Origin of the sequence: Acinetobacter geminorum (assembly GCF_013009345.1) — a bacterium.
Lineage (GTDB): Bacteria > Pseudomonadota > Gammaproteobacteria > Pseudomonadales > Moraxellaceae > Acinetobacter > Acinetobacter geminorum.
Window position 1 is genome coordinate 133,943 of record NZ_JABELE010000011.1, and the last position, 26,439, is coordinate 160,381.

Sequence of the window (26,439 nt, forward strand, 5' to 3'; positions counted from 1 at the left end):
AAAAAGAGGAGCTTAAGCTCCTCTTTTTTATTTTAGTCTTCTAAAACTTCTTCTAGCAATTCTTCACTAGGTGCAAAGTAATATGCGCCGTCTAGTGGTGTCACGAAATGCAATAAGCGATCATGGATACCATCTCCACTTGTACCAAACATACGTTTTAACATGGCATCAATAATATTCAGGTCCTTGGTGTACGCAATGAAAAATAAACCCTGATCACCTCTGCCGTCGCCATAAGGCAGACTATGACGCAAGATTTCCATTTCTTCGCCTTCATCATCTTCGACAACAGTACGTGCGACATGAGCATTTTCTGGTTTAACGTCATCATCCAGTTCAATTGACTCAAGCTTAGTACGACCCATGACATTTTCTTGAGCATCAACTTTTAGTTTTTTCCATTTTTCTAAGTCATGTGCATAGCGCTGCGCGAAAATGAAACTGCCATCAGCAAAAACTCCCGCGCTTTCTGGCAATAGAGCTGTTTCTGCACGGTCATCTGGAAATTGAGGGTTTTCTGTACCGTCTATAAAGCCTGTAATATCTCGGCCATCAAAATAGCGGAAGCAAACACGCTCATCAAGAACTTCAACTTTATCTTTAATACCTTCAAAAAATGCTTGGCTTAATGCAAAACAAATATCAGAACGCATACTAGCAATATGGATGAGGACATCAGCGGGAACGGCTGGCATGTTGAATGCGCCGTTTTCTGGTTCAAGTTGTTTAAAGCCAGCAGGAGATTGACTGTAAAGTTGCTTCCAAAGTTCTGGACCAAAAGCGACTGCTGTTTTGATTTGCGCGTCTGAATGCTGAGTAATGAGACGGTCGCGTGTTTCAAACAACGCTTCGAGTTGTTCTTTTAATTCATCAATTGATAAGTCTTTTAAACGAAGAACAATAAATCGGGCATGATCTGATGGCAACGGCAAAATGACAGATTGAGCAGTCATTGGAAGGTATCTCCTCAATTATAATTTAGTATGAGCTTTAATTATTGTGCCTGATGCGAAGAGCGGTTAGTAGTCTATTTCTTGATTTTATTGTTTGAATTCTCATCAATATAGTTTTATAAAACAGTATAATTCCACTTTTATTGTCTATTTTTACTATGTCTTTGCAAGTTTGGTTTGCCTATATGTTGGCCTGTTGGGTCATTAGTGTCTCTCCGGGTGCGGGAGCTATTGCCTCAATGTCGAGTGGTCTAAATTATGGTTTTAGACATGGTTACTGGAATGCAATTGGTTTACAAGTTGCCTTGGTGCTTCAAATTATGGTGGTGGCAGCAGGTGTCGGGGTCTTATTTGCAACGACTCCTTTAGCTTTTCAGGCCGTTAAGTGGTTTGGCGTAGCCTATTTATTATATTTAGCCTATTTGCAGTGGATAGCACCTGTAAAAGATATAGAAATTCAACAAGAAAAAAGAGATAAGTCTGCTTTAGCTCTGCTATTAAATGGTTTTGTAGTCAATATTAGTAATCCTAAAGCGATCGTATTTTTATTGGCAGTTTTGCCGCAGTTTTTAGATTTGAGTAAGCCTCAATGGATACAATATCTAATTATGGCAGCCACTATGATTACGATCGATTTGATTGTAATGGCTGGATATACGGGGCTGGCATCCAAGGTTTTAAGATTACTTCGATCCCCTAGACAGCAAAAATATTTAAATCGGGGCTTTGCTGTAATGTTTAGCTGTGCGGCTTTATTATTGAGCACTGTTCATCAGGCGTCCTAAGTTAGGCCGCCTGTGTTTGATTTTTTAGCTTTTGAGTTATAAAAATAACAGCAAAACTTAATGCCATACATAAAACAATACTAAGACCTGTAGAGATATTGAGTGCTGCACTTGACCATAAACCGACACTAACACCGAGCTGGGCTAACACGAATGCCCAAATAACCATTTGCTTTGGTGAGTTTGCTAGTAGGCGAGCGCTTAAGGCTGGTATTACGAGTAATGCACCCATTAGCAAAGAACCCACAGCACGCAAGGCTAAAACTGTAAATAAAGCCAATAACAACATAAAAATAAGGCGTTGCCAGTTTGCATTCACTCCTTCACTAATGGCGATATCCGGATCAATTGCAAACTGTATTTGTGGCTGCCAAAAACGGTAAAGAATTACGAGTGATATCACAATAATTAAAGAGAAAACAGGAAGATCTGGCCAATCAATGCTGAGCAAGTCGCCAAATAAATAACTTAAAAGCTCTGGTCTTAAACTTGGAACATGTTGAATAAACAATAGGCCACTACACAGTAATGTCGCTGAGCATAAGGCCAACAGAGCATCGTTGGGCAAACGATTGTCGTGTAAAGCCCATAAAACGCCTACCAGTAAAACCGCTGTACCTGCAACACCAAGCCATAATGGAAGACTTAAAGCTCCCGCAATAGCTACCCCAAGTAGTGTTCCGTGCGCCATCGTGTCAGCAAAAAAAGACATTCGTCTCCAAAGCATTAAACAACCCAGAGGTGCAGTTAAAAATACTAGCAGAGTTCCCATAATCCATGCGGGTAACAATAATTGTAACCATTCCATCATGGCTTAAGCTTCCGGTTCTGGGTGAATATGAGGACGGTCATTATGAGGGCAGGGGTGGGCAGCATCACCGTGAGCACAATGGTCATGATGATGTTGATAGAAAACCCTTTGAGTTCCAAATATTGCCTGATATTCAGGATGTTGTTGGATATTTTCGGGTAGCCCGCTACAGCAAATATGTTTATTTAAACACACTACACGGTGTGTTCCTTGCATCACCCATTGTAAGTCATGAGAAACAATTAAGATCGCGCAACCATATCGTTCTGGCAGACTGCGAACATAATCATAAAGTTCCGCTTCTGACTGAATATCTAAACCTTGCATGGGTTCATCAAGAACTAAAATATCTGGCTGACGAAGCAGTGCACGAGCCAATAGTACTCTTTGGCGTTCTCCGCCTGAAAGTTGTTGTACTTTTGATTGTTGTAACTTTGAAATACCTGTGTCTTGAATAATTTCCTGACGTAGGGCAGGGCTGCATTTTTCTAAATCAAGAAGGTCCTGAACACGTAAAGGAAGGCTGTGTGAAGGATTAAACTTTTGTGGCACATAAGCCATTTTAAGTTTTTTATGATTGACAACACGCCCACTACTCGGCTGGAGAATACCGAGTAGAACCTTTATCAGTGTTGATTTGCCTGCACCATTGGGTCCAATTAAAGACACAATTTCATTTTGATGTAGGGCAAAATCAACTTTCTTTAATATATCCCGATCATCACGATGAACAGAAACCTGCTCAAGCTGAATTAATACAGGATTTAAGGAGTTGTGCGGCACTGTTGGCATTTCCCCGAAATTTCAATAATGCTGTGTTGAGCCACGAAGTCATCTGAAGCTGCAAGCTGGTCAAGCTGGTGTGTGAGGCCTTGAGAAGAAGCTTCTTTAACCATATGACATTCAGTACAAATCAGGAATGCTGCTTGATGGCCTTCACGTGGGTGGCAGCAAGGAATATACGCATTAATAGAAGTTAGGCGGTGAATGAGGCCTTTTTCTAATAAGAAATCTAAAGTTCTATAAACAGTCGGAGGTGCAGCAGGGCGATCAGTTTGACTTTTTATACGTGCCAATAAGTCATACGCACCCATTGGACCCGATGCATTTAAAATGAGTTCCAGAACTTCTTTGCGCAAAGGTGTAAGACGTGCGCCAGTCGCAGAACATAAACTTTCTGCTTCAGCTAAACGACTTGCGACATTATGGTGATCATGCACACCATGCAAAGAATCATGATGTTCATGCGAACAGGAACTCATAGGGGTAACCTCGAATTTTTAACGGAATATTAGCATGAAGCGATGCTTCATTCGATTAATCTTAGGTATTTTTGTAACTTTGTTATATTATAACATGCTTCGAGCTAATTTAAATTGATGGTCTGTCATGTTCCGTTTTTTTGTTTTCAGTATGTTCTCACTTTTGAGTACGTTAGGGTGGAGTCAGGGGTTGGTGGTTTCTACACACCCGATTTATCTGATTGCAAAAGAAGTCACTCAAGGGGTTGAAGAACCACAACTCTTATTAAAGGGACAAACAGGGCATGACGTACAATTAACCCCAGCGCATCGTAAAGCAATTAATGATGCGTCTTTGGTGATTTGGTTGGGTAAAGCACATGAAGCACCTTTAAATAAGTTATTAGGTAATAATAAGAAGGCAATTGCTCTATTGGATAGTGGTATCGTTTCTGTTTTGCCCCAGCGTAGTACACGTGGTGTAGCTTTACCTAATACAGTAGATACACATGTATGGTTAGAGCCTAACAATGCGGTTCGAATTGGTTTCTTTATTGCGGCTTTGCGCTCTCAGCAACATCCTGAAAATAAGGCAAAGTACTGGAATAATGCCAATGTGTTTGCTCGTAAAATGTTGCAGGCAGCACAAGCTTACGATAGTTCAAGTAATGGCAAACCGTATTGGGCATATCATGATGCCTATCAATATTTAGAGCGTTCACTAAACTTAAAATTCGCTGGTGCTTTAACAGATGACCCTCACGTTGCACCAACAGCAGCTCAAATTAAGTATCTTAATGATAGTCGACCAAAAAATCAGATGTGTTTGTTGGCAGAGAGTTTTACCACTAAGGGTCAATACCAAAAATTAGGTAACATTACTTTTCAGCCAGTAGACGAGAGCATGAATAATGAGGATGATTTCGTCACTGCATGGAAGAAACTGGCTATAAAAACAGATAAATGTGTATTAAGTACGCAAAAGTAAGATAAAAAGTAAACAAAGGCTGACTGTAGCGTCAGCACCACCTGTCATGAAAAACCCCGACTAAAGTCGGGAAAAGATTGCATGTTCAGGGGTGTAACTCTATAATGCCTGCGATTAAAAGCGATCATCAGCTAAACTTGTCAAGCATTTATGCTGTGAGTGGATAAATAATGAGCCAAACTAGTCGCTTGATTGACCGACGATTAGCAAAAGCTTTGGTCTTCTTACAAGCATGTATGATCCCTGTTTCCGCACTTGTGGCGTGGAGCATAAAAGACATGACAGCAGCATTAAGTGCGGCACTTGGTGCGTTGGTCTGCTGGCTTGCGACGAGTTATTTTTCGTGGCAATCCTTCAGAACAGCAGGTGCACGAGCATCAAAACAAGTGCTGTCTAACATGTATAGGGGCATGTTAGGCAAATTTGCAATCATGATCGTTGGATTTATTTTGATTTTGAGCAATGTTAAACCTTTATCACCGTTAGCATTGCTGTTTGGTTTTATTCTCGTTCAGGCAATGTCGTGGGTTGCTCCATTTTGGGTGTCACGTCTACAAAAACGGGTGTAGAAACAAGAAGAATTGAAGATTTTTTGGAGGGTGGCGAGATATCGACAGTACGCCGATGTTCGTTTCCCTTCTTTTTAGTAATTGACATTGACCAGGTGTGATTTATGGCTGCTGAAGAACATGCCCTCACTTCGACAGAGTATATCAAGCATCACTTGACCAATATGACCTATGGCAAAATGCCAGACGGTACATGGAAATTGGCTGAGACTGCTGAAGAAGCTCATTCGATGGGGTTCACTGCAATTCACTTGGATTCAATGGGTTGGTCAATTGGTCTTGGTGTGATTTTCTGTTTGATGTTCTGGATCGTTGCGAAAGCTGCAAATGCAGGTGTTCCAACTAAATTCCAGTCAGCAATCGAAATGATCATTGAGTTTGTTGACTCAAGTGTCCGTGATACTTTTCATGGCAAATCACGTTTAATCGCTCCGCTTGCACTCACTATTTTCGTGTGGATTTTCCTCATGAACTTAATGGACTTGATCCCAGTTGACTGGATTCCTCAAGTTGCAGCGTTTGTAGGTGCAAACGTATTTGGTATGGACCCTCACCACGTTTACTTCAAGATCGTTCCATCTACAGATCCAAACATTACTTTAGGTATGTCTTTATCTGTATTTGTACTTATCTTGTTCTACAGCATCCGCGAAAAGGGTGTTGGTGGTTTCGTTGGCGAGTTGGCACTTAACCCATTTAACCCAAGTAATCCAGTTGCAAAAGCGTTGCTTATTCCAGTGAACTTGATTTTGGAATTGGTAACATTCCTTGCTCGTCCGATTTCATTAGCTCTCCGACTATTCGGTAACATGTATGCCGGCGAGTTGATCTTTATCCTGATTGCTTTATTGCCGTTCTGGATTCAATGGGCGTTGTCTGTGCCTTGGGCGATCTTCCACATTCTTGTAATCACGTTGCAGGCATTCATCTTTATGATGCTTACCATCGTTTACTTGAGCATGGCAAGCGAAAAACATTAATGGTATTGCCTAACTATCAATTGGTGGTTAGGTACAATTTTTTTAATTTAATTTGGTAATAACCTAACCTCTGAGGAATTTTTCATGGAACTCACTTTAGGTCTAGTTGCAATTGCATCTGCTATCTTGATCGCTTTCGGTGCTTTGGGTACTGCGATTGGTTTTGGTCTTTTGGGTGGTCGCTTTTTAGAAGCTGTTGCTCGTCAACCAGAATTGGCTCCACAACTTCAAACTCGTATGTTCTTAATCGCGGGTCTTCTTGATGCTGTGCCTATGATCGGTGTTGGTATTGGCTTGTTCTTCATCTTCGCTAATCCATTTGTAGGTTAATCATCTTAATTCCTAAATCCACTATTTGAGGAATTGCAATGAATATCAACCTCACATTGATTGGTCAAGCGATTGCGTTTGCATTCTTTGTTGCATTCTGCATGAAGTTTGTTTGGCCACCACTAATCAATGCGATTAGTGAGCGTCAGCGTAAAATCGCTGATGGCTTAAATGCAGCAGAAAAAGCGAAAGCTGACCTTGCCGATGCACAAGCGCAAGTTAAGCAAGAACTTGATGCAGCTAAAGCACAAGCGGCTCAATTGATCGAACAAGCGAACCGTCGTGCAGCGCAATTGATCGAAGAAGCTCGTACTCAAGCTGCGGCTGAAGGTGAGCGTATTCGTCAACAGGCTAAAGAAGCTGTTGATCAAGAAATCAATTCTGCTCGCGAAGAATTACGTCAACAAGTAGCTGCTTTGGCAGTAACTGGTGCAGAAAAAATCCTGAACCAGCAAGTTGATGCAGAAGCTCATAACGCCATGCTGTCTCAGCTGGCTGCTAAACTTTAAGCGAGGCGAATTATGGCTGAACTCTTGACGTTGGCACGTCCGTATGCCAAAGCAGCATTTGCTTATGCTTCTGAGCAAGGTGCAACAGACAATTGGTCGAATGCGTTACAAGTGCTCAGTGCTGCGGTGCAAGACGAAGCATTTTCCGCTTATTTAAATCGCCCTGAACTTACTCCTGCGGAGCAAGTGAAGCTTTTTGCTAAAGTTTTAGGTGAAGATCAATCTCAAGCAGTGTCTAACTTTTTGACACTTCTTGCAGATAACGATCGTTTAATGCTGTTACCTGAAATTGAAGCAGAATATGAACAGCTTAAATCACAGAATAACAACAATGTGGATGTCGTGATTGAATCGGCTTTCCCGTTAACTGCTGAACAAGAGCAACTGTTGAAATCTGCTTTAGAAAAGCGTTTTAACAGTACAGTAACTGTTTCAGTTGAAGTTAAACCTGAGCTTATTGCAGGTGTTGTAATTCGTGCAGGCGATCAAGTGATAGATGATTCTGCGCTTAACAAGCTTGAAAAAATGCGTACTCGTCTTCTTGCATAATGCAAATGATGAAGACTGAACTAATAAAAGATTGAGGAATAGCGCAATGCAACAACTGAATCCATCCGAGATCAGTGCGCTCATTAAACAGCGTATCGGAGATCTGGACACCAGCGCGACCGCTAAAAACGAAGGTACCATTGTTATGGTATCCGACGGTATCGTGCGCATTCACGGTCTTGCTGATGCAATGTACGGTGAAATGATCGAATTCGACGGCGGCTTATTTGGTATGGCACTGAACCTAGAACAGGATTCAGTGGGTGCCGTTGTTTTAGGTAACTACCTAAGCCTTCAAGAAGGTCAAAAAGCTCGTTGTACAGGTCGTGTATTAGAAGTTCCAGTTGGTCCTGAACTTCTTGGCCGTGTTGTCGATGCTTTGGGTAACCCAATTGATGGTAAAGGCCCAATTGATGCGAAATTAACTGATGCTGTTGAAAAAGTAGCACCAGGCGTAATTTGGCGTCAATCTGTAGATGAGCCTGTTCAAACTGGTTATAAATCAGTTGATACAATGATTCCTGTTGGCCGTGGCCAACGTGAGTTGATCATCGGTGACCGTCAAACTGGTAAAACAGCGATGGCGATCGATGCGATCATCGCTCAGAAAAACTCTGGCATTAAATGTGTATACGTTGCGATTGGTCAAAAACAATCAACAATTGCAAACGTTGTACGTAAGCTAGAAGAAACTGGCGCTATGGCGTATACAACTGTTGTCGCTGCTGCGGCTGCTGATCCTGCTGCTATGCAGTACTTAGCTCCGTACTCTGGCTGTACAATGGGTGAATACTTCCGTGACCGCGGTGAAGACGCTCTTATTATTTATGATGATTTGTCTAAGCAAGCTGTTGCTTACCGTCAAATTTCATTACTTTTACGTCGTCCACCAGGTCGTGAAGCGTATCCAGGTGACGTATTCTATCTTCACTCACGTCTTCTTGAACGTGCTTCTCGTGTATCTGCTGACTACGTTGAGAAATTCACTAATGGCGCAGTAACTGGTCAAACTGGTTCTTTAACTGCATTGCCAATTATTGAAACTCAAGCAGGTGACGTATCTGCATTCGTACCAACGAACGTAATTTCGATTACTGACGGTCAGATCTTCTTAGAAACATCATTATTCAACGCAGGTATTCGTCCTGCTGTGAACGCGGGTATCTCTGTATCTCGTGTTGGTGGTTCTGCTCAAACTAAGATCATCAAAAAATTGTCTGGTGGTATCCGTACCGCTTTAGCACAATACCGTGAATTGGCTGCGTTTGCTCAGTTCGCTTCTGACCTTGACGAAGCAACTCGTAAGCAACTTGAACATGGTCAACGTGTAACTGAGTTAATGAAGCAAAAACAATATGCTCCTTACTCAATTGCTGACCAAGCTGTTTCTGTTTATGCATCTAACGAAGGCTACATGGCTGACGTAGAAGTTAAGAAAATCGTAGACTTTGATGCTGCGTTAATTTCTTACTTCCGCTCAGAATATGCTCCGTTGATGAAACAAATCGATGAAACTGGTGATTACAACAAAGACATCGAAGCAGCAATCAAAGCAGGTATTGAAAGCTTTAAAGCGACTCAAACTTACTAAGTTTAGTTTTAGTTAAGTTTGGTTCACGGATCAACCTTCGGAAGCTCGAAAGAGCTTTCGAATACTAGGTTAAGCGTATGGCAAATTTAAAAGAAATTCGCGCCAAAGTAGCTAGTATCAAGAGCACGCAAAAGATTACTCGCGCGATGCAAATGGTAGCTGCTTCTAAAATGCGTCGTGCGCAAGAGCGCATGGCTCAGGGCCGTCCGTATGCCGATAATATGCGCCGTGTAATTGCTCACTTGGTACAAGCAAACCCTGAATACAAACACCGTTATATGGTTGACCGCCCAGTTAAGCGTGTTGGCTATATCGTAGTGTCTTCAGATCGTGGTTTGGCAGGTGGCTTGAACATTAACTTGTTCAAGAAAGTTGTGCAGCATGTCAAAGCACAACAACAGCAGTCAATTGAAGTTGAATTTGCTTTAATTGGTCAAAAAGCGGTTTCGTTTTTTAAGAATTACGGCGGTAAAGTGCTCGGTGCAACTACCCAACTTGGCGATGCGCCGAGTTTGGAACAGTTAACTGGCTCAGTCCAAGTTATGCTTGATGCATTTGATAAAGGCGAATTAGATCGTATCTATCTCGTATCAAATGGCTTCGTTAATGCAATGACTCAGCAGCCTAAAGTAGAACAACTTGTTCCTTTAGCACCGGCAGAAGAAGGCGATGATCTCAACCGTACTTATGGTTGGGACTATATCTACGAACCAGAAGCAGAAGAATTGTTAAATGGTTTGTTGGTTCGCTATATCGAGTCTATGGTTTATCAAGGTGTGATTGAAAACGTTGCATGTGAGCAGTCAGCTCGTATGGTCGCAATGAAAGCAGCGACAGACAACGCAGGACAATTGATTAAAGACCTACAACTCATTTACAACAAGCTGCGTCAAGCCGCGATTACTCAGGAAATTTCCGAGATCGTTGGCGGTGCCGCTGCCGTTTAACATTATTAAGTTTGAATTGAGGAGACAGCAATGAGTAGCGGTCGTATCATTCAGATCATCGGCGCGGTTATCGACGTCGAGTTTGAGCGCAATAGCGTTCCTAAGATCTATGACGCTCTCCAAGTTGACGGTACTGAAACTACATTAGAAGTTCAGCAACAGCTTGGCGATGGTGTTGTTCGTACCATCGCAATGGGTTCTACAGAAGGTCTTAAACGTGGCCTTAATGTAACTAGTACAAATGCACCGATTTCTGTTCCAGTAGGTCCAGCTACGCTTGGTCGTATCATGGACGTTTTGGGTCGCCCAATTGATGAAGCAGGTCCTGTAGCGACTGAAGAGCGTTTGCCGATTCATCGTCAAGCACCTTCTTATGCTGAACAAGCAGCTTCTACTGACCTTTTAGAAACTGGTATTAAAGTAATTGACTTACTTTGCCCGTTTGCAAAAGGTGGTAAAGTTGGTTTATTCGGTGGTGCCGGTGTTGGTAAAACCGTTAACATGATGGAGTTGATCAACAACATCGCTAAAGCTCACTCAGGTTTATCTGTGTTTGCTGGTGTTGGTGAACGTACTCGTGAAGGTAACGACTTCTATCACGAAATGAAAGATTCTAACGTTCTTGACAAAGTAGCAATGGTCTACGGTCAGATGAACGAGCCACCAGGTAACCGTTTACGCGTAGCGTTAACTGGTTTGACTATGGCTGAATACTTCCGTGATCAAAAAGACGAAAATGGTAAAGGTCGTGACGTATTATTATTCGTCGACAACATCTACCGTTATACACTTGCGGGTACTGAAGTATCAGCATTGTTAGGTCGTATGCCATCTGCTGTAGGTTACCAACCTACACTTGCAGAAGAAATGGGTGTTCTTCAAGAGCGTATTACATCTACTAAGTCTGGTTCGATCACATCGATCCAAGCAGTATATGTACCTGCCGATGACTTAACAGATCCATCTCCTGCAACTACATTTGCTCACTTAGATGCAACAGTAGTATTGAGCCGTGACATCGCATCTTCTGGTATCTATCCAGCGATCGATCCACTTGACTCAACTTCACGTCAGTTAGACCCATTAGTTGTTGGTCAAGAGCACTATGAAATTGCGCGTGCAGTACAAAACGTATTGCAACGTTATAAAGAGCTTAAAGACATCATCGCAATCTTGGGTATGGATGAGTTAGCTGAAGAAGACAAATTGGTTGTTTACCGTGCGCGTAAAATCCAACGTTTCTTCTCTCAACCATTCCACGTAGCTGAAGTGTTTACTGGTGCTCCTGGTAAATTAGTACCGCTTAAAGAAACTATTCGTGGCTTTAAAGGTCTATTAGCTGGTGAATACGATCACATCCCAGAACAAGCGTTCTATATGGTTGGTGGTATTGACGAAGTGATTGCTAAAGCTGAGAAACTCTAATTTAAGGAGATCATCTCATGGCGACTATGCAATGTGATGTCGTAAGTGTTAAAGAGTCTATTTACTCTGGCGCAGTAACGATGTTAATCGCGAAAGGTGCTGGTGGTGAGCTTGGTATTTTGCCAGGACATGCTCCACTTGTAACTTTGCTTCAACCGGGCCCGATTCGTGTTCAGTTGGAAAATGGTACAGAAGAAATCGTCTATGTATCTGGCGGTGTTTTAGAAGTTCAACCTCATGTTGTCACGGTTCTTGCAGATACTGCAATCCGTGCTGACAATTTGGATGAAGCTGCAATTTTGGAAGCACGTAAAAATGCTGAACAATTGCTTGCGAACCAAAAGAGTGATTTGGACTCAGCAGCTGCATTGGCATCTCTATCAGAGATTTCAGGTCAGCTTGAAACTATCCGTAAGATGAAAAACCGCGCACTATAATTGCCGGTTTGAGATTGGAAAAGCCACCGTAAGGTGGCTTTTTTTATGAGTTAATTTTTAAGATTCAGTTTTTGAATCTGACTTTTCATCTCCTGCCATAATCATGGCAGCAAGCTTCACCATATCCATTTGAATGGTATTAAGTTGCTTTTCAATTTGGTCAAAGTCAATTTGATCCAATTTCCCATTTAATAAAGGCATACTTAGAGCTTGTTGATTGGCATGTAATAAGCTTTGTCGAATATTCTCAATTTCCTGACTTTTGATATCTAAAGTCAGAAGTGCTTGATTTAAACCTTCTAGTTGCTGTTTTAAAGTAGTGACAGTAGTTTTTAGTTCATTCTGATTCTTATCTTGGATGGCTTGTTCAACATCAAGCTGAGTATCTTTAAGTTGTTCAACGTAGTCACCAGCTTTAAGCTGTAAATTAGCAGCATCGCGGACCATATAAAAAATGTTGCCACTTTTAAATTCGGTTTTACTCGGTGCAATATCTGACTCATTTTGTTCAATAGCCTGATCGGATGCCTGTTCAGTTATTTCGGTTTTTTCTTGTTCTGTCGCATGATCCTGTGCCTGATCACATCCAAGCAAAAGCATGCCTGAGGCAAAAATTACAATAGGAAGAAATGCACCTTGTAAAACTTTTTTCATAACTAAAAACAACATCAAATAAAGCAAATAGATACTATAGGCATAAAATATGAAGAAAAATTGTATTGTTGCAAACGAACAACATTTCGAGGAGAGGATAAAAAAGAGCGTATAAAACGCCCTTTCTCACATTTTAAAATATTATTTTGCTAACTCTGCTTCAACTGCTTTAACGATCTGTTCATCGTCTGCTGTTAGGTTCGGAGCAAAGCGAGCTACGACTTCACCATTTTTATTAATTAAAAACTTTTCGAAGTTCCATAAAACTTCTGGAGCAGGGTTGGTCGGAATACCTAAGCCTTCTAAACGCTCACGGAAGGGACCTTCACCAGTGCGTTCCGGCTGAGCCGTTGTCAAAGCTTGGTAAAGTGGATGCTTATCTTCGCCGACTACAGAAACCTTAGAAAATAAAGGGAAATGAACATCATAATTTAATGAACAGAACTGTTGAATTTCTTCATCAGAACCTGGTTCTTGTTCTTTAAAGTTGTTTGCTGGGAAACCTAAAATTTCAAGACCTTGGTCTTTTTTTGCTTGATAAAGTTTTTCTAAGCCTTCGTATTGTGGAGTTAAACCGCATTTAGAAGCAGTATTTACGATAAGTAAAACTTTCCCTTTGTATTGTTCGAGGTCAACCGTTTCGCCTGAAATGGCTTTTACTGGGATGTGATATACAGATTGTGTCATGAGTCTTTCCTAAAGATTGTAATTGATATCAAGTAACGCATTTGTTTTAACTGCTATTGAGGGGCAGTGCAATAATATTCGTGTTCAAAAAGGAAAAGTTTTTAAAGATAAACTGAATTCTAGTTATTTCTGATTTGGATAGGTGTTTGCCCAGTGTAACGTTTAAAAAACTCAATGAAACTTGAGCTATGTTGATAACCTAAATCGTATGCTAAACGCTTGATAGGCATCCCTTGGCGAATCTGATGAATGGCATAAACAATTTTGGCCCGATTTCTCCATTCGGACAACGAAAGCTGAAGCTCTTGTTGACTCAAACGTAATAAGTGACGATCACTGACCGAAAAGTTTTGTAGCAACTGCTGTAAAGACTGATCAAAAAGTAATGGATCTGAAAGTTTTTCTAAAATAGGCAATAAAACAGGATGTCGTGTTTGCGGTAAATAATGCGAATATGCAGGAGCTTGTTTAAGTTGATCGAATAGAACTTGTAAAAGATGTTCTAAGTATTCAGATTGTCCAGTTTGTTTTTGCTGCTCTAGAATTTGTAAAACTAAGGTTCGAAAGAAAGGTTGAATACTAAAACATTTACAGATATCACCTAAAATAGAACAGAGGCGAGGGTGTAGTCGAATACAGATATAGTGAATTTCATGGTCAATATGAGTAGATTGATGAACAGTTTGAGGTGGAATCCAAAGACCATAGCTAGGTGGAGAAAGATATAGCTGTTCTTCAATCTCCATTTCTAATATGCCATTTAAACTGAAATTAAAATCTCCCCAAAGAGATGCATGAGGACGAACAATATCTTCTTTTTGGTATAGAAATTCATGAACTTCTATACTCTTTAATAATGAAAATTGTTGGTCCTCATCGTTCATCTATATGCTCTGACTCATATTTTAATTTTCACAAGTAGCTTTAGGATTATTTAAACCTTTCGCTAAGGTAAATGTACTTAGTAATGCTAGGGCAACGAAGCTTAATACACCATAAATTAAAGTATTTTCATTGAAATGATCAACCACATATCCCCCTAATAATGAACCTGTGGCAATCATCACCTGAAACATACCTACAAAAAGAGGCATACCTTTTTCAACAGCATGTGGTGCGTGGACAAACATCCAGATATTTGCTGAGGTAGGGAAAGCGCCAAATGCAAATCCCCATAACGCGGTTAAGACAATAGCACCAAACTCATGAACGGCAAAAAGAGGAAATCCAAAAAATACGATTGCAAAGCATGTACCCACAAAAGCTAATGTATAACGGACATTTAAATTACCACTATATCCGGCAAAAGCATTCCCGAAAATACCTGCAATTCCATAGAGCAATAATAATGAACTAATGGTTGTCCCGTTAAAACCGGCAACATTTTTAAAGAAAGGTGCTAAATAGCTATAGGCACAAAAATGAGCGAGTCCGATCAATAAAACAATCAACATGCCACTACGTGCTTTAGGAGTGCGTAATAGTGCTGGCAAATCTTTCATATGAATTGCCGAGTCTGGTACAAGTTTAGGTAAAAAGATTAATTGTAAGATTAAAACAACTAAGCCAATGCCTGCTGTAATTCCAAAAGCACTACGCCAGCCATAAAACTCGCTTAACCAAGTTCCAATCGGTACACCTAGAACTGTAGCAAAAGTTACACCCGCCATTACTACCGCAGTTGCTTTAGCGATGGGAAGGTGTGAAGGAGCTAATTTCCCACTTAAAGCAATAGCTGTTGCCCAGAAACCACCAATTGAAATACCTAAAATTAAGCGGCTCAATAATAAAATATGAAAGTTTTCAGCAAAGGCAGTAATGGTATTGGCAATAACCATAATTGCAGTCAGTAAGATAAGCACATAACGCCGATCAAGTTGTTTTACCGATACAGGCAATAGAGGGGCTGCAATTGCTGCCATAATGCCGGGTACCGTAATAATCAAGCCTGCTGTACCTACAGAAATATTTAAATCTGTTGCAACACTATTTAAAACACCAACGGGTAAAAATTCACTTGTAACTAAGGCAAATGCTGCGATAGAAACGGCCAAAATGGCAAACCAGCTTCCTTGAGTGGAGGTCGTGGGTCGTGCTTTAGAGATAGACGATTGGTCCATAGGAAATCCTTACTTGGCTAAATTTGGAGTAAAGAAAGACAATTTATTAATTAACTAACGATCATTATGAAAATAAAATAGTTGATAAAAAATCGAACGTCAATTAATTTAATAACGATTGTTATAAAAATAGATGTGATCTTTATGACAAATAGGCATGAAACGAATTTAGCTGTTGCAGAAGATACGCTGAAAAAAAAGCGCGGACGTCCTAAATGCTTTGATGAACAAGAGGTTCTGCAAAAAGCAATGTTGCTCTTTTGGGAGCATGGCTATGAAGCAACGTCTATTAGTGATTTAACGCAAGCTTTGGAAATTACAGCACCAAGCCTATACAGTGCCTTTGGTGATAAGGCGGGGCTGTTTTATAAAAGTATTGATTACTATTTGGCTCATGAAGCCTGTCCTATCGAGACCATCTTTTTAGAAGCAAAAACTACAAAAATTGCGTTTGAGTTATATCTTTATGACAACGTAAAACGACTGGTTCAACCCAATAAACCAGCTGGTTGTATGTTGGTGGTTGCTGCCATGAATTGTTCTGATGCAACTCAAGATGTGCAGCAGAACCTATTAGACAAGCGCATAAAAACCAAACAAAAATTATTGGAGCGTCTCAAACAAGGTGTTGAGCAGGGTGATTTGCCAGCTAATGCTCCTCTACAAGAAATGACAGACTTTTATGCCACTGTCATTCAAGGCCTTACCATTCAGGCAAGAGACGGTGCCAGTACAGATCAATTACATAAAGTTGTAGAACATGCCATGAAAGCTTGGAGATTATTCTAAAAAAAGATGATGTCTTAAGTTCAATATCAATGTCGGAAATACGATATTTCAATTTATTAAGACATTCTTCAAAATAAAATCTCTTTTGTAGATGGTGTATTACTATGAGTCAGGTCATGAAATATCACAAATGGGCGTTTATTTTTCCCATTTTGGCAGTATTGATTTGGTCTTTAAATATTGTAGTCACCCGCTATGTCTCGGATTATATCTCGCCAGTAAGTATTAGCTTCTATCGGTGGTTAATCGCTTTTATTATTTTGACTCCATTTATGTTTATGTCTGTGTGGAGACAAAGACGACTAGTCATACCCTATTTACCTAAGCTTGCTGTGTTAAGTGCATTTGGGATGGTGCTTTATCAAGGCTTAGCTTATACGGCTGCCCATTATACTAGTGCAACCAATATGGGAATTGTGAATGCATTTATTCCCATCTTTACGATCTTTGTTTCGCTTGCCATTTTAAAAGATGTGCCTAATCGCTTTGCAGTTTTTGGCAGTATTCTATCTTTTGCAGGTTTGTTATATGTCATGTCCCAAGGAAATATTAATAAGCTTTTAAGTGGTGGCGGACACCTTGGTGATGCTTTGATGATTATTGCCGTATTCTTCTATGCATTTTATGGTGTCTTTCTTAAAAAATGGCAGTTGCCTCTACCAATTATGACAAGCTTATATGTTCAGATTGGATTTTCTGTCATATTTCATATTCCTTTAATTCTCTGGTTTGGACTTGATGCTTTAAATGTACAAAATGCACCAAGTGCTATTTATGCGGGTGTATTTGCTTCACTTATTGCGCCGTTAGTTTGGATGTTAGCTGTTCAACAACTCGGTCCTAATAGAACAAGTATTTTTATGAACTTGGTACCTGTCTTTACAGCAGTTATTGCAAGCGTCTGGTTGTCTGAGCAGTGGACCATTTATCATACGTTAGGTGGGATTGTTATTTTAATTGGTATCATTATGGCTCAGAAGAAGGTGAGTCCTAAAAAGAGCGAATTAGTGCAAGAACAAAACTAAAGTTGCTAAAAAAACTATGGCATATTTTGAAAAAAACTCATAAAAATATGCCAATTTTTTCTTAGTTAAAGTTTTTCTATATGATTTATAAATAGTTTATAGAAATAGGTTGTAATATAAATATTAAAAAAGCCGAGTAAAAATATTAATATAATTTTAATTTATAGGCAAAAAACCGCAAATTCCCTACACTTTTCATGCTTTTTTTAGAGAAATAATATATTTCTCTCATTGAACCTCTTACCACATAATAGCTGCCACTACGAAAGGCGCTCTTTTCTTTGTAAATTACCTTTTGTTCTACAGATATCCAAACCCTCTGGATGTGGTATATACCCATCCTTTTTTATGCTCAGTTATCCCTATATAACTGAGCTTTTTTTTGTTTGAAATTAGGCGCGAATAATCTCTCTGGTAAGAGCGTTAATGATTCGGCTTGGTTGTTGGCTCTGGCCTAAGTCACCATTCAGATAGTTTAATTGTGAACCAAAGTATTGGCAGGCATCCTGTAGTGAGTGCGCAGGTTCTTGTCCACTTGGGTTCGCACTAGTCGAGACAATAAAGCCATGAAAAGCATTGCATAATGCCACACATAAAGGATGTGTAGTGACTCGAACAGCGACAAGAGGATGCTCACCTTTAATCCATGAAGGAATATGTTCACCGGCTGGTAATAGCCAGGTTGTTGCTCTTTCTGAAGGTTGATGATTAGTCCAACAATCAATAATTTCTTGTTGGGTTGTTTGTGGTAGAGAAGTTAGCAGGTGCTCGACTTGGCTAATATGACCTGCTAATAAAATTACACCCTTTTCAATAGGCCTTTGCTTTAACTCAAGAATCTTTTGAAAAGCTTGCTCATTAAAAGGGTCACAACCTAGTCCCCAAACTGCCTCAGTTGGATATGCCAAAACTTGACCTTGTTGTAAACATTCGGCTGCTTCGGTAACTGAGGTGGTAATCATGTTAATACTCTTCCTTTCAATCAGACAGAATTGCTATTGTGCACTCCAATACTAAGAGCGACAACGTAAATACAATCCTGATTGTTGCATACATAAACCAAGTAGTTCTAGTTCCATCAGTGAAGAGGTGAGTTCTGCAACAGGCTGAGAGTGATGTAAAACAAGCTGATCAATATTTTGTCCTACCCAGTCTAAAGACTGATAAAGGTTAACTAAATGCTCAGGAATTTCTGGGGTACTAGAAACTACAGCCTCCTCGGTGGAGTTTTGTTGCTGACTTTGCCATTGAGTGGGTAAAGCAAGGTCTTCAATAATTTGTTCAGGATGATCGACTAAAATTGCTCCCTCACGAATAAGTTGATGGCAACCTTGATGAAACTCACTGTAAATATGACCAGGAATGGCAAATACAGTTTTACCTTGTTCGGCAGCTTTGTTCGCAGTGATGAGAGAACCACTTTTTAATGTAGCTTCTACCACTAACACGCCTAAACTCAAACCGCTGACAATTCGGTTTCTACGTGGGAAATGCTGTTGTAATGGAGGTGTTCCAGGCAAAAACTCAGTAATGATGGCGCCGTTTTGAGCCAAAATATGTTCTGCAAGTTTTTTATTTTGAGCAGGGTAAGTACTGTCTAAACCTGTTCCTGTCACAGCAATCGTACGTTGATGTGCTGATGCTCCTTGGTGAGCAGCTTCATCAATGCCATATGCCAAGCCACTACTCACATAAAAACCTTTTTCACTTAAGTAATAGGCAAAATCATAAGCGACCTGACGACCATGGGGGCTTGGTTTTCGGCTACCTACAATCGCAATTTGCGGTTGCAATAAAGCTTGAGCTTGGCCTTTTCCAAAAATTATAGGTGGATGGTCTGTATAAGGTAATAACTGAGTGGGATAGCCTGAGTCATCTTTCGTTAAAATAAAGTCAGTATGTTGATGGATCTGTTGAATTAGTTTTTCAAACTGAGCTAGACCTTGAGCGGTTTGAAACTCAGCTACGCGTTTTAAGTGATTAGCATGTAACCCGAGATTGCGCCATTGAGATAATCCAGCCGGTTGGACCGCCTTTTCACAGCTACCAAAATAATCGACAATTTTTTTAAAGCTGACTAAAGAGTGTTGCACCAAATACCACACTTTAAGCGTGTGGTAATGGTGTGAAGAAAGTTGAGTAAGCATTGTAAAAGGTACATCCAGCATTAATCATTAAAGCGGGGTGGCTGAATGCTTGAACCAACTTTAACTGGTAAATCGCTTTCTAATACGTAGGCATAACTCAACTGATCAAAAGTTCTAAAGACCATCAGACTACCAATTTGTTGTCCTGGTAACTGTATTGGTTCTTTGGTTTTAGGATCTCGAATGGTTTCACCTTGTTGCGTAATATCAAAAACTTGTCCTACTTGAATACCTTGTACAGTACCTCTATCCAAAGTCACTACACTATTTTTGGCAGCAGTACCAATTGATCCCATTACACGAATAATTTTGCCGCCATCGGTCATCTGAGTAGCGTCTACTGGATAAAATAAAGTAGGTAGGGTTGCCTCTTCTTCTGGCATCACCCGATCACCACGACGTACTTCGGAATTGTAGCTATCAGTTAACTCAAGCGTTGTTATGTCTTTTTCAGAAGAGATCGCAATCCCTGAAGCAACTTGTTGCAGCTCAATACCTAGACTATGCTTTTTACCTTTACTGTCTGTGAAATAATAAGGTTCACCTTCACGATAAACTGCATAACGTTGACCATCAATTAAACCTTGTCCGCGCGCATAAATAGTTTGACCTTTTGCCGCAAGCACGCGTTGATCAGCAGTACCAACAATATAAGGAGTGTGTTCAATTGCGTCGGCTGGCAAAATTGTGCTGTGTTCTAACCATTGTTTGATATGTTCAAGAGGAATAACAGGTACGTTATTGTTAAGTGACTCCACACGAACTTGAGGTTGCAAATTTGTCATTTGACCTGTGTAACGGCGAATAATGCCGACACAGCCATCTCCCTCATCTTTTCCAACCAATGGACGGCCATCTAAACTACATAACAGTAATCGATCACCTGGATAAATCCAGTGTGGATTTTTAACATGTTGGTTGCTTGCCCAAATTTCAGGCCAGCGCCAAGGTTTGTTTAGAAAATGACCGGAAATATCCCATAGCGTATCTCCTCGTTTTACAACGTAGACATGTGGTGCATTACTTTTAAGAGAGGGTGGATTATGGTTTGGACTAGCAGCATAAACCTCTGCTACTGTACCGAATGCAACCCCTGTAAAAAGTGCTAAAGCAAGTAAATGCTTTTTTATCCCCAAAGCATGAAATTGAACCATGCCGTCAAAAACCTTTTTCATTATGATAATTCCTAAAAATTATGCGTGCAGATGCGTTATAATAGGCGGCTAACACACAATTTTTCGATGAAGTATTTCCTTCATTTGGTTTTTCAATCAATGGCATAAGTGAGGACGTCAGTATGGCCTTATTACCTATTTTAAGTTTTCCTGATCCCCGTCTTCGTACCATTGCTAAGCCTGTTGAAGAAGTTACTGATGAAATTCGTCAACTTGCAGCAGATATGCTTGAAACCATGTATGCGGCACCCGGTATTGGTTTAGCAGCTTCTCAGGTCGATCGTCATATTCAGCTTATCGTCATAGATTTGTCTGAATCTAAAGATGACCCTATGGTTTTCATTAACCCCAAAATAACTCCACTGACAGAAGATAAGCAGCAGTACGAAGAAGGCTGCCTATCGGTGCCACAAATATACGACAAAGTTGAGCGCCCGTCACGTGTGAAAATTGAGGCAATTAACCTTGAAGGTCAAGCATTTGAGTTAGAAGCTGATGGACTTCTCGCTGTTTGTATCCAACATGAAATGGATCACTTAAATGGCAAATTATTTGTGGATTATTTGTCGCCACTTAAACGTCAGCGTGCTCGAGAAAAAGTCGAAAAAGTTGTTCGTCAACGTGAGCGTGAAAAAGTTGCAGTAAAACGTTAAAAATTTCTATTCTTGAAACATTAATAATATAGTGTGGATGTGATTTTTGGTTTTCCGTAGTGGTTTACTGCTTGCATGTGCAGCAGTATTTTTACAGGTTGCGGTATTTCTACAGCCGCTATTACCGAAGCAGTATCAAATTGCTCCGGTCTGTGAAACTATTACCCTCGCTTTGCTTAAACCTAAAGCACAGATGGAAACCATGTCACATGCCATGCATTCACATCATGAACATCATATTGAACAGGCACAAGCTTCTGAGCAACATGATCATCATGATGCAAATCACCAGTGTCAATATTGTACCGTCTATGCCAATCTGGTTTTGCCACCTGAATTTGGCGTAAAAGAAGTTTTAGTCCGCATACAAGTCCGCTTAGTCGCTTATCAACAAGCATTTAGACACGTCTACTTTGCACTACAGCGACTTTTTCTACTCCCGCAAGGGCGTGCACCACCTCTATTTGCATAAATAAAAGCAATTTTTTGTTGGGGTCTTAACTGACTTCGATATCACTTTATTTATGTTTTAGAGCGTATAAAAATGCCACATTCTAAATTTTTACTACAACCTTTATGGGTTGCGATGCTTGCTGTCTCTCATTCGGGGCTAGTTTTTGCTGATTCAGAAAAAAATGATGCCGATACCAAAGTGCTTCACTCATTAGCACCTATTGTTGTTACAGCACAACAAGGCAACGATGCAAATGGTCTGATTGTACATGCAGACCCAAAGCAACCCATTCAGCCAGTGCCTGCTACAGATGGTGCAGACTACCTACAAAGTATTATGGGGTTTAACTCCATACAAAGCGGTGGAACCAATGGTGATGTGACATTCCGAGGTATGTTTGGTTCACGCATCAAAATTCTAACGGATGGAACTGAGAACTTAGGTGCTTGTCCAAACCGTATGGATGCTCCAACTTCTTATATTTCACCAGAAAGTTATGATCGTATTTCTGTTATTAAAGGTCCGCAAACTGTTCAATATGCCAATACAGGTTCTGCTGCAACAGTCCTTTTTGAGCGTCAGCCTGAGAAGCTCACCTCTGAAAAACCTTATCGCGGTCAAGCGAGTGTCTTGCTAGGTTCATTTGGACGTATTGATCATAATGTTGAAGCGGCCGTTGGCGATGAGAAAAAATATATTCGTTTAAATGCTAACCGTTCAGAATCGAATAGTTATCAAGATGGTGGTGGCAATACCGTGCCATCAGCATGGAAAAAGTGGAATGCTGATGTAGCGCTGGGCTTTACTCTAGATGAAAACACGTGGGTCGAACTCACTGGTGGAAAATCTGATGGTGAATCGCTTTATGCTGGACGTTCAATGGACGGATCTCAGTTTGCGCGTGAAAGCTTAGGGCTGCGTTTCGAAAAGAAAAATATCACTGATGTCATTAAGAAAATTGAAGGGCAGGTGAACTACAGCTATAACGACCATATTATGGATAACTTTAGCTTACGTACCCCGCCATTAGTTGAAATGAATCATGGTGGTATGACCATGCTGATGCCGAATCCAATGGCAATGCAAGTGACACGCCGTACCTTAAACTCACGTTTGGCAATGACTTCTGAATGGAACAAATGGAGTTTGATCACAGGCGTTGATTCTCAATTTAATAAACATGGCGGTAGCATGTCATCGCCAACAATGCCTTCTATGAATATTCCATATCGCCAAGATATGCGTTTTCAATCATATGGTGCTTTTGGCGAACTCGGCTATCAATGGAACGATTTCAACAAAATGGTTACAGGTGCACGTTTAGATCGAGTAACAGTTGAAGATGAGCGTGCTGATTCTCAAGCAAAAGGTTTTAATACTAAACTTGAAAAGACTTTACCGAGTGCATTTGTCCGTTGGGAAAATCAACATCCTGAGCATGACCTAAAAAGCTATATTGGTTTAGGTTATGTAGAGCGTATGCCTGATTATTGGGAACTTTTCTCGCCTAAACATGGTAACGCTGGTTCAACTAATACTTTTAACGGTGTGAATCCTGAGAAAACATTACAGTTGGATCTGGGTTTCCAGCAACAGCATGGCGCATTAAACACATGGGCTTCTGCTTATGCTGGTTTGGTTGATGACTACATTTTAATGAGTTATCACCATCACCCAAGTACTGGAATGGGTGGGCATGATATGAGCCATGATATTACTGCGGGTGCTAAGAATGTCGATGCAACCATCGCAGGTGCGGAAGCGGGTGTTGGATATCAATTTACCGATCATATTCAGGCAGATTTGAGTGCGATGTATGCATGGGGTAAAAACACTACAGATGACAAACCACTACCTCAAATTTCACCTTTAGAAGGTCGCCTAAATATTCGCTATGTGGCTGATAAATATAATTTAGGATTATTATGGCGAGCTGTGGCTGAGCAAAACCGTGTGAGTCTACATCAGGGTAATATCGTGGGATATGACCTAAAACCAAGTAAAGGTTTCTCGACTCTTTCTCTAAACGGAAGTTACAACCTTCGTAAAGATATCGATGTCTCTGTTGGCATTGATAACGTATTAGATAAGATCTATACCGAACACTTAAATAAAGCGGGTAGTGCAGGCTTTGGATTTGCTAGTGAAGAGCAGTTCAACAATATCGGAAGAAACTACTGGGTCCGTATGAGCATGAAGTTTTAAAAAGCTTAGCGAATTAAATGAACTGAAAATATTAATTTAAAGAGAGAAATGAAATGACTAATAAATTATCACCTGAACAATCTTGGTGGGGATGGAAGTTACTTATTGTGGCTTCTATCTTGAGTTTATTGTTTATGATTATTTTTTACTTGGCAATCAACAATGAACCTGACTACATGCCAAGTCAAAAAAAGAAGCAAATGATGGAGTCACACGAGCAAATGAATCACGCTGAAATGCATAGTTCATCAGCTCAATAAGTTCCTTAGTATTTGAAAATGGAAGTCTAATTAACGGGCTTCCATTTTTGTTTTTTAGGTTTTAAAAATTATTGATGCATACTCGCTAAGGTTTTTGCCTTACCTTGATTCTGATAAAGCGTTAAGCCAAGTTTTTGTATATTACGGCCTGATTTAGATAAAAACTTTTCAACTTTTGGTGAAAGCTTTGCACCATTATAAAGTAGTGAATTACGCACAATCAGATAATAAGCAAACCATGAAGCCGACTGCTGAGGCAATCCGAGTAGTTTCATTCTCTTCTTGCCAATAAAAAATTGGGTAAGTTCTAAATGTTGTCGATAAGCAAGCTTCTGCTGCAAAGAGCGTAAATGCAGATATTTTCTCTCAAAAGGCTCTTTAGATAAGCTTGATCCTAACTCAACACTGCTGTGATCGGAGCGAGGGTGAGCAAACTGCATCCAGTAAAGTAACCTCCAACCCTCAGATTCAGATTGAATAAGCCATTTTTCATCAATACCCATCAACCAGCCAACATAACGCCAAAAATGTAAAAAACTCTTGGCTTCTTGTTTGGTCGGCCATACACCTAAGGCTCTAATACCGAGTAAAACTACACTGCTAAAAGCCAAATTGGTCATAGCTAAATCAAATTGATTAAGAGGAATTCCCCAAACCTCGCTATCCCAACGATCAGACTTTTTTAATTGTCGGCGAACGAGTGCATGAATAAAACGAACATAAATCGTTGATGTAAAACCTGCGCTTAGACGCTCAAGTCCTTGAGGTTCAGTAATATCAACCCACCATTTTGTGGTTTCAGCTAAACGTGTACCCGCTTGTTTCTTTAATGCTCCCGTTAAAATTAGCGGCTGATTAAATCCCGGATATAAATATCCCGCCATTAAGGATAAATCTCTAAGAATAAAACCATTATTTATTCCTAAACGATGAGTAAATTTAACAGCCTCATCAATTTGACGCTGATCTAACCATTCAGGCTTTTGTTCAATGTAATTAAAGAAATTTTCTAACTCAGTAGGTATAGGCTCAGATAGGTCATCGCGGCCTTGAAATAATATCTTCTCAAAAATCATGCGGTGATCTTTGGGATTTTGCATAACCCAATCAATCACCTTATCCATTTCAACGTCCCCTTCATAAAGAGCACGTTGTAAAGACACATATTCCGTATAGTTTGGTTGTACAGGTTTTTCACAACAGATATTTAAAAACTGAGTAAAGAAATTACTGTCTTGCATGTCATTAAAAGAAGCAAGTCGAGTCGGGCTAATCGTTTGCATATCGTTACTTATTTATTGAACTGAATAATAAATAGGCTAATATGAATAATTATTCGCATTCAATTCGCATTTAACGAATAAAAAACGATGAGAAAAGCCCCACAGCAACAGCGTTCAAAAATTATTGTTGACCATATTTTAGAGGCAACACAGCAGTGTATCGCCCAGTATGGATTACTACATACGACGACGCCTAAAATTGCAGAGAAATCTGGAGTAAGTGTTGGGTCGATTTACCAATACTTTGAGAATAAAGATCAAATCATAGAAGAACTATTACGCCGTAAAAGCGAACTGTTAGGACATCAACTTAAAGAATTAGTTGTGCGACAAGGAAATATTCCTTTAGAGCTGCTCATTCCCTTAGCAATAGAGTTGGGATTTAATGCATTAAAAGCCGATCATGGATTTTTTATAGAAGTATTGAAACATTGGCATGACTATAGTCATTCGCAAGCTGCTCAGATTTTAGAAAAGCATTTTTTTGAAGTAGGGCTATATACATTCAGTAGAAATCCTCATCAGTGGGACTTCGAACAGGTAAAGCATAAATCCTTTGTAATTATTAATAGTACGCTTTTTACGATGATGCGATATGTAAGTCAGAGCAATTTTCTTATCTCAGAACAACAACTTAAACGTGAATTATCGAACATGATACTGGCTTATTTAAGCCAAAAATAAAAAATTAAAATAATTATTTATATAAAACAATATGTTAATTGGAATTTTGGTTTAAAAGTAAACGCTCGAGTCATTAATTTTTAATTTTCGCTTGCAAAGGGTTGGTAATCCTCTATAATGCACATCCATCGGCGGTGATGCAGATAGAAACTTGTTGAAAAACAGTTACTTGTGATTGAGTTAGTTGC

Annotated in this window: 29 protein-coding genes and 1 pseudogene; 18 read left to right on the forward strand and 12 right to left on the reverse strand. The window is 40.0% G+C overall.

What is annotated here, in order from left to right; translation table 11 throughout:
• Positions 1-32 precede the first annotated feature (32 nt).
• The gene (locus HJG58_RS12145; RefSeq protein WP_068929850.1) at positions 33-953 is read right to left on the reverse strand and encodes a Dyp-type peroxidase; all 921 of its coding nucleotides are present in this window, start codon (positions 951-953) and stop codon (positions 33-35) included.
• A gap of 158 nt (positions 954-1,111) precedes the next feature.
• Between HJG58_RS12145 and HJG58_RS12150 the strand changes: the two genes are divergently transcribed.
• On the forward strand, positions 1,112-1,738 hold the full coding sequence (locus HJG58_RS12150) for a LysE family transporter (RefSeq protein WP_170249067.1): 627 nt from the start codon (positions 1,112-1,114) through the stop codon (positions 1,736-1,738).
• Position 1,739: 1 nt separating this feature from the next.
• Here the strand turns inward: HJG58_RS12150 and znuB are convergent, their stop codons facing one another.
• From znuB to HJG58_RS12165, 3 genes are read right to left on the reverse strand one after another with little or no spacing between them, the layout of a single operon-like run.
• Positions 1,740-2,549 carry a zinc ABC transporter permease subunit ZnuB gene (gene znuB / locus HJG58_RS12155; protein ID WP_170249069.1) on the reverse strand — a complete coding sequence of 270 codons (810 nt, stop codon included), beginning with the start codon at positions 2,547-2,549 and terminating at the stop codon, positions 1,740-1,742.
• Positions 2,550-2,552: 3 nt separating this feature from the next.
• On the reverse strand, positions 2,553-3,341 hold the full coding sequence (gene znuC, locus HJG58_RS12160; protein WP_170249071.1) for a zinc ABC transporter ATP-binding protein ZnuC: 789 nt from the start codon (positions 3,339-3,341) through the stop codon (positions 2,553-2,555).
• A complete protein-coding gene (locus tag HJG58_RS12165) occupies positions 3,314-3,811 on the reverse strand; it encodes a transcriptional repressor (RefSeq protein ID WP_002114130.1) in 498 nt (165 codons plus the stop codon). The genes znuC and HJG58_RS12165 overlap by 28 nt, the downstream gene beginning before the upstream one ends.
• A gap of 127 nt (positions 3,812-3,938) precedes the next feature.
• Here HJG58_RS12165 and HJG58_RS12170 point away from each other — a divergent pair, with 127 nt between their 5' ends.
• From HJG58_RS12170 to HJG58_RS12215, 10 genes are all read left to right on the forward strand, one after another.
• Positions 3,939-4,778 carry a metal ABC transporter substrate-binding protein gene (locus HJG58_RS12170; RefSeq protein ID WP_005804756.1) on the forward strand — a complete coding sequence of 280 codons (840 nt, stop codon included), beginning with the start codon at positions 3,939-3,941 and terminating at the stop codon, positions 4,776-4,778.
• 170 nt (positions 4,779-4,948) lie between these two features.
• Entirely contained in the window at positions 4,949-5,347 is a 399-nt protein-coding gene (locus HJG58_RS12175; protein ID WP_002114124.1) for an ATP synthase subunit I, read from the forward strand.
• Between the two features lie 104 nt (positions 5,348-5,451).
• The gene (atpB, locus tag HJG58_RS12180; RefSeq protein ID WP_002114072.1) at positions 5,452-6,327 is read left to right on the forward strand and encodes a F0F1 ATP synthase subunit A; all 876 of its coding nucleotides are present in this window, start codon (positions 5,452-5,454) and stop codon (positions 6,325-6,327) included.
• An 84-nt stretch (positions 6,328-6,411) separates the two neighbouring features.
• Positions 6,412-6,657, forward strand: coding sequence for a F0F1 ATP synthase subunit C (gene atpE, locus HJG58_RS12185; protein ID WP_000424060.1), 246 nt, complete (start codon positions 6,412-6,414; stop codon positions 6,655-6,657).
• Between the two features lie 38 nt (positions 6,658-6,695).
• A complete protein-coding gene (locus HJG58_RS12190) occupies positions 6,696-7,166 on the forward strand; it encodes a F0F1 ATP synthase subunit B (protein ID WP_001024691.1) in 471 nt (156 codons plus the stop codon).
• Positions 7,167-7,178: 12 nt separating this feature from the next.
• Positions 7,179-7,715 carry a F0F1 ATP synthase subunit delta gene (locus HJG58_RS12195; RefSeq protein ID WP_002114070.1) on the forward strand — a complete coding sequence of 179 codons (537 nt, stop codon included), beginning with the start codon at positions 7,179-7,181 and terminating at the stop codon, positions 7,713-7,715.
• Positions 7,716-7,761: 46 nt separating this feature from the next.
• Complete coding sequence (gene atpA / locus HJG58_RS12200) at positions 7,762-9,306, forward strand: F0F1 ATP synthase subunit alpha (RefSeq protein WP_002114049.1); 1,545 nt, start codon at positions 7,762-7,764, stop codon at positions 9,304-9,306.
• Positions 9,307-9,383: 77 nt separating this feature from the next.
• Entirely contained in the window at positions 9,384-10,253 is an 870-nt protein-coding gene (atpG, locus tag HJG58_RS12205; protein ID WP_002114131.1) for a F0F1 ATP synthase subunit gamma, read from the forward strand.
• Positions 10,254-10,283: 30 nt separating this feature from the next.
• A complete protein-coding gene (gene atpD / locus HJG58_RS12210; protein WP_002114045.1) occupies positions 10,284-11,678 on the forward strand; it encodes a F0F1 ATP synthase subunit beta in 1,395 nt (464 codons plus the stop codon).
• A 17-nt stretch (positions 11,679-11,695) separates the two neighbouring features.
• Positions 11,696-12,115, forward strand: coding sequence for a F0F1 ATP synthase subunit epsilon (locus HJG58_RS12215; RefSeq protein WP_003655525.1), 420 nt, complete (start codon positions 11,696-11,698; stop codon positions 12,113-12,115).
• Positions 12,116-12,172: 57 nt separating this feature from the next.
• Here HJG58_RS12215 and HJG58_RS12220 read toward each other — a convergent pair whose 3' ends face one another.
• The 4 genes from HJG58_RS12220 to HJG58_RS12235 all read right to left on the reverse strand — a co-directional run bounded on the left by HJG58_RS12220 (position 12,173) and on the right by HJG58_RS12235 (position 15,576).
• Positions 12,173-12,769 (reverse strand): hypothetical protein, encoded by a 597-nt coding sequence (locus HJG58_RS12220; RefSeq protein ID WP_170249073.1) that lies wholly within the window; start codon positions 12,767-12,769, stop codon positions 12,173-12,175.
• A gap of 141 nt (positions 12,770-12,910) precedes the next feature.
• Entirely contained in the window at positions 12,911-13,456 is a 546-nt protein-coding gene (locus HJG58_RS12225) for a glutathione peroxidase (protein WP_016144051.1), read from the reverse strand.
• Between the two features lie 119 nt (positions 13,457-13,575).
• On the reverse strand, positions 13,576-14,340 hold the full coding sequence (locus tag HJG58_RS12230) for an AraC family transcriptional regulator (RefSeq protein ID WP_170249075.1): 765 nt from the start codon (positions 14,338-14,340) through the stop codon (positions 13,576-13,578).
• Between the two features lie 21 nt (positions 14,341-14,361).
• Positions 14,362-15,576 (reverse strand): MFS transporter, encoded by a 1,215-nt coding sequence (locus HJG58_RS12235; protein ID WP_057086151.1) that lies wholly within the window; start codon positions 15,574-15,576, stop codon positions 14,362-14,364.
• A 135-nt stretch (positions 15,577-15,711) separates the two neighbouring features.
• Here HJG58_RS12235 and HJG58_RS12240 point away from each other — a divergent pair, with 135 nt between their 5' ends.
• A complete protein-coding gene (locus HJG58_RS12240; RefSeq protein WP_170249077.1) occupies positions 15,712-16,365 on the forward strand; it encodes a TetR/AcrR family transcriptional regulator in 654 nt (217 codons plus the stop codon).
• 104 nt (positions 16,366-16,469) lie between these two features.
• Positions 16,470-17,390, forward strand: a complete 921-nt coding sequence (locus HJG58_RS12245) for a DMT family transporter (protein ID WP_081309703.1) — start codon at positions 16,470-16,472, stop codon at positions 17,388-17,390.
• A gap of 392 nt (positions 17,391-17,782) precedes the next feature.
• Here the strand turns inward: HJG58_RS12245 and HJG58_RS12250 are convergent, their stop codons facing one another.
• From HJG58_RS12250 to HJG58_RS12260, 3 genes are read right to left on the reverse strand one after another with little or no spacing between them, the layout of a single operon-like run.
• Positions 17,783-18,352, reverse strand: coding sequence for an L-threonylcarbamoyladenylate synthase type 1 TsaC (locus HJG58_RS12250; protein ID WP_005072030.1), 570 nt, complete (start codon positions 18,350-18,352; stop codon positions 17,783-17,785).
• Between the two features lie 51 nt (positions 18,353-18,403).
• Entirely contained in the window at positions 18,404-19,537 is a 1,134-nt protein-coding gene (gene dprA, locus HJG58_RS12255; protein WP_170249079.1) for a DNA-processing protein DprA, read from the reverse strand.
• Positions 19,538-19,557: 20 nt separating this feature from the next.
• Complete coding sequence (locus tag HJG58_RS12260) at positions 19,558-20,712, reverse strand: LysM peptidoglycan-binding domain-containing protein (protein ID WP_170249081.1); 1,155 nt, start codon at positions 20,710-20,712, stop codon at positions 19,558-19,560.
• A 122-nt stretch (positions 20,713-20,834) separates the two neighbouring features.
• Here HJG58_RS12260 and def point away from each other — a divergent pair, with 122 nt between their 5' ends.
• From def to HJG58_RS12280, 4 genes are all read left to right on the forward strand, one after another.
• On the forward strand, positions 20,835-21,365 hold the full coding sequence (def, locus tag HJG58_RS12265; RefSeq protein ID WP_002114101.1) for a peptide deformylase: 531 nt from the start codon (positions 20,835-20,837) through the stop codon (positions 21,363-21,365).
• A 46-nt stretch (positions 21,366-21,411) separates the two neighbouring features.
• Positions 21,412-21,837 carry a DUF2946 family protein gene (locus HJG58_RS12270; protein ID WP_086394857.1) on the forward strand — a complete coding sequence of 142 codons (426 nt, stop codon included), beginning with the start codon at positions 21,412-21,414 and terminating at the stop codon, positions 21,835-21,837.
• A 72-nt stretch (positions 21,838-21,909) separates the two neighbouring features.
• Positions 21,910-24,024: a TonB-dependent copper receptor gene (locus HJG58_RS12275; RefSeq protein WP_170249083.1), complete on the forward strand. Its 2,115-nt coding sequence runs from the start codon at positions 21,910-21,912 to the stop codon at positions 24,022-24,024.
• 53 nt (positions 24,025-24,077) lie between these two features.
• The gene (locus HJG58_RS12280; RefSeq protein ID WP_005072046.1) at positions 24,078-24,284 is read left to right on the forward strand and encodes a hypothetical protein; all 207 of its coding nucleotides are present in this window, start codon (positions 24,078-24,080) and stop codon (positions 24,282-24,284) included.
• Positions 24,285-24,352: 68 nt separating this feature from the next.
• On the opposite strand, the gene HJG58_RS12285 is transcribed toward HJG58_RS12280, so the two are convergent.
• Complete coding sequence (locus HJG58_RS12285) at positions 24,353-25,567, reverse strand: oxygenase MpaB family protein (protein WP_170249085.1); 1,215 nt, start codon at positions 25,565-25,567, stop codon at positions 24,353-24,355.
• 87 nt (positions 25,568-25,654) lie between these two features.
• Here HJG58_RS12285 and HJG58_RS12290 point away from each other — a divergent pair.
• Positions 25,655-26,225: pseudogene (locus tag HJG58_RS12290) on the forward strand (TetR/AcrR family transcriptional regulator).
• Positions 26,226-26,439: the final 214 nt, after the last annotated feature.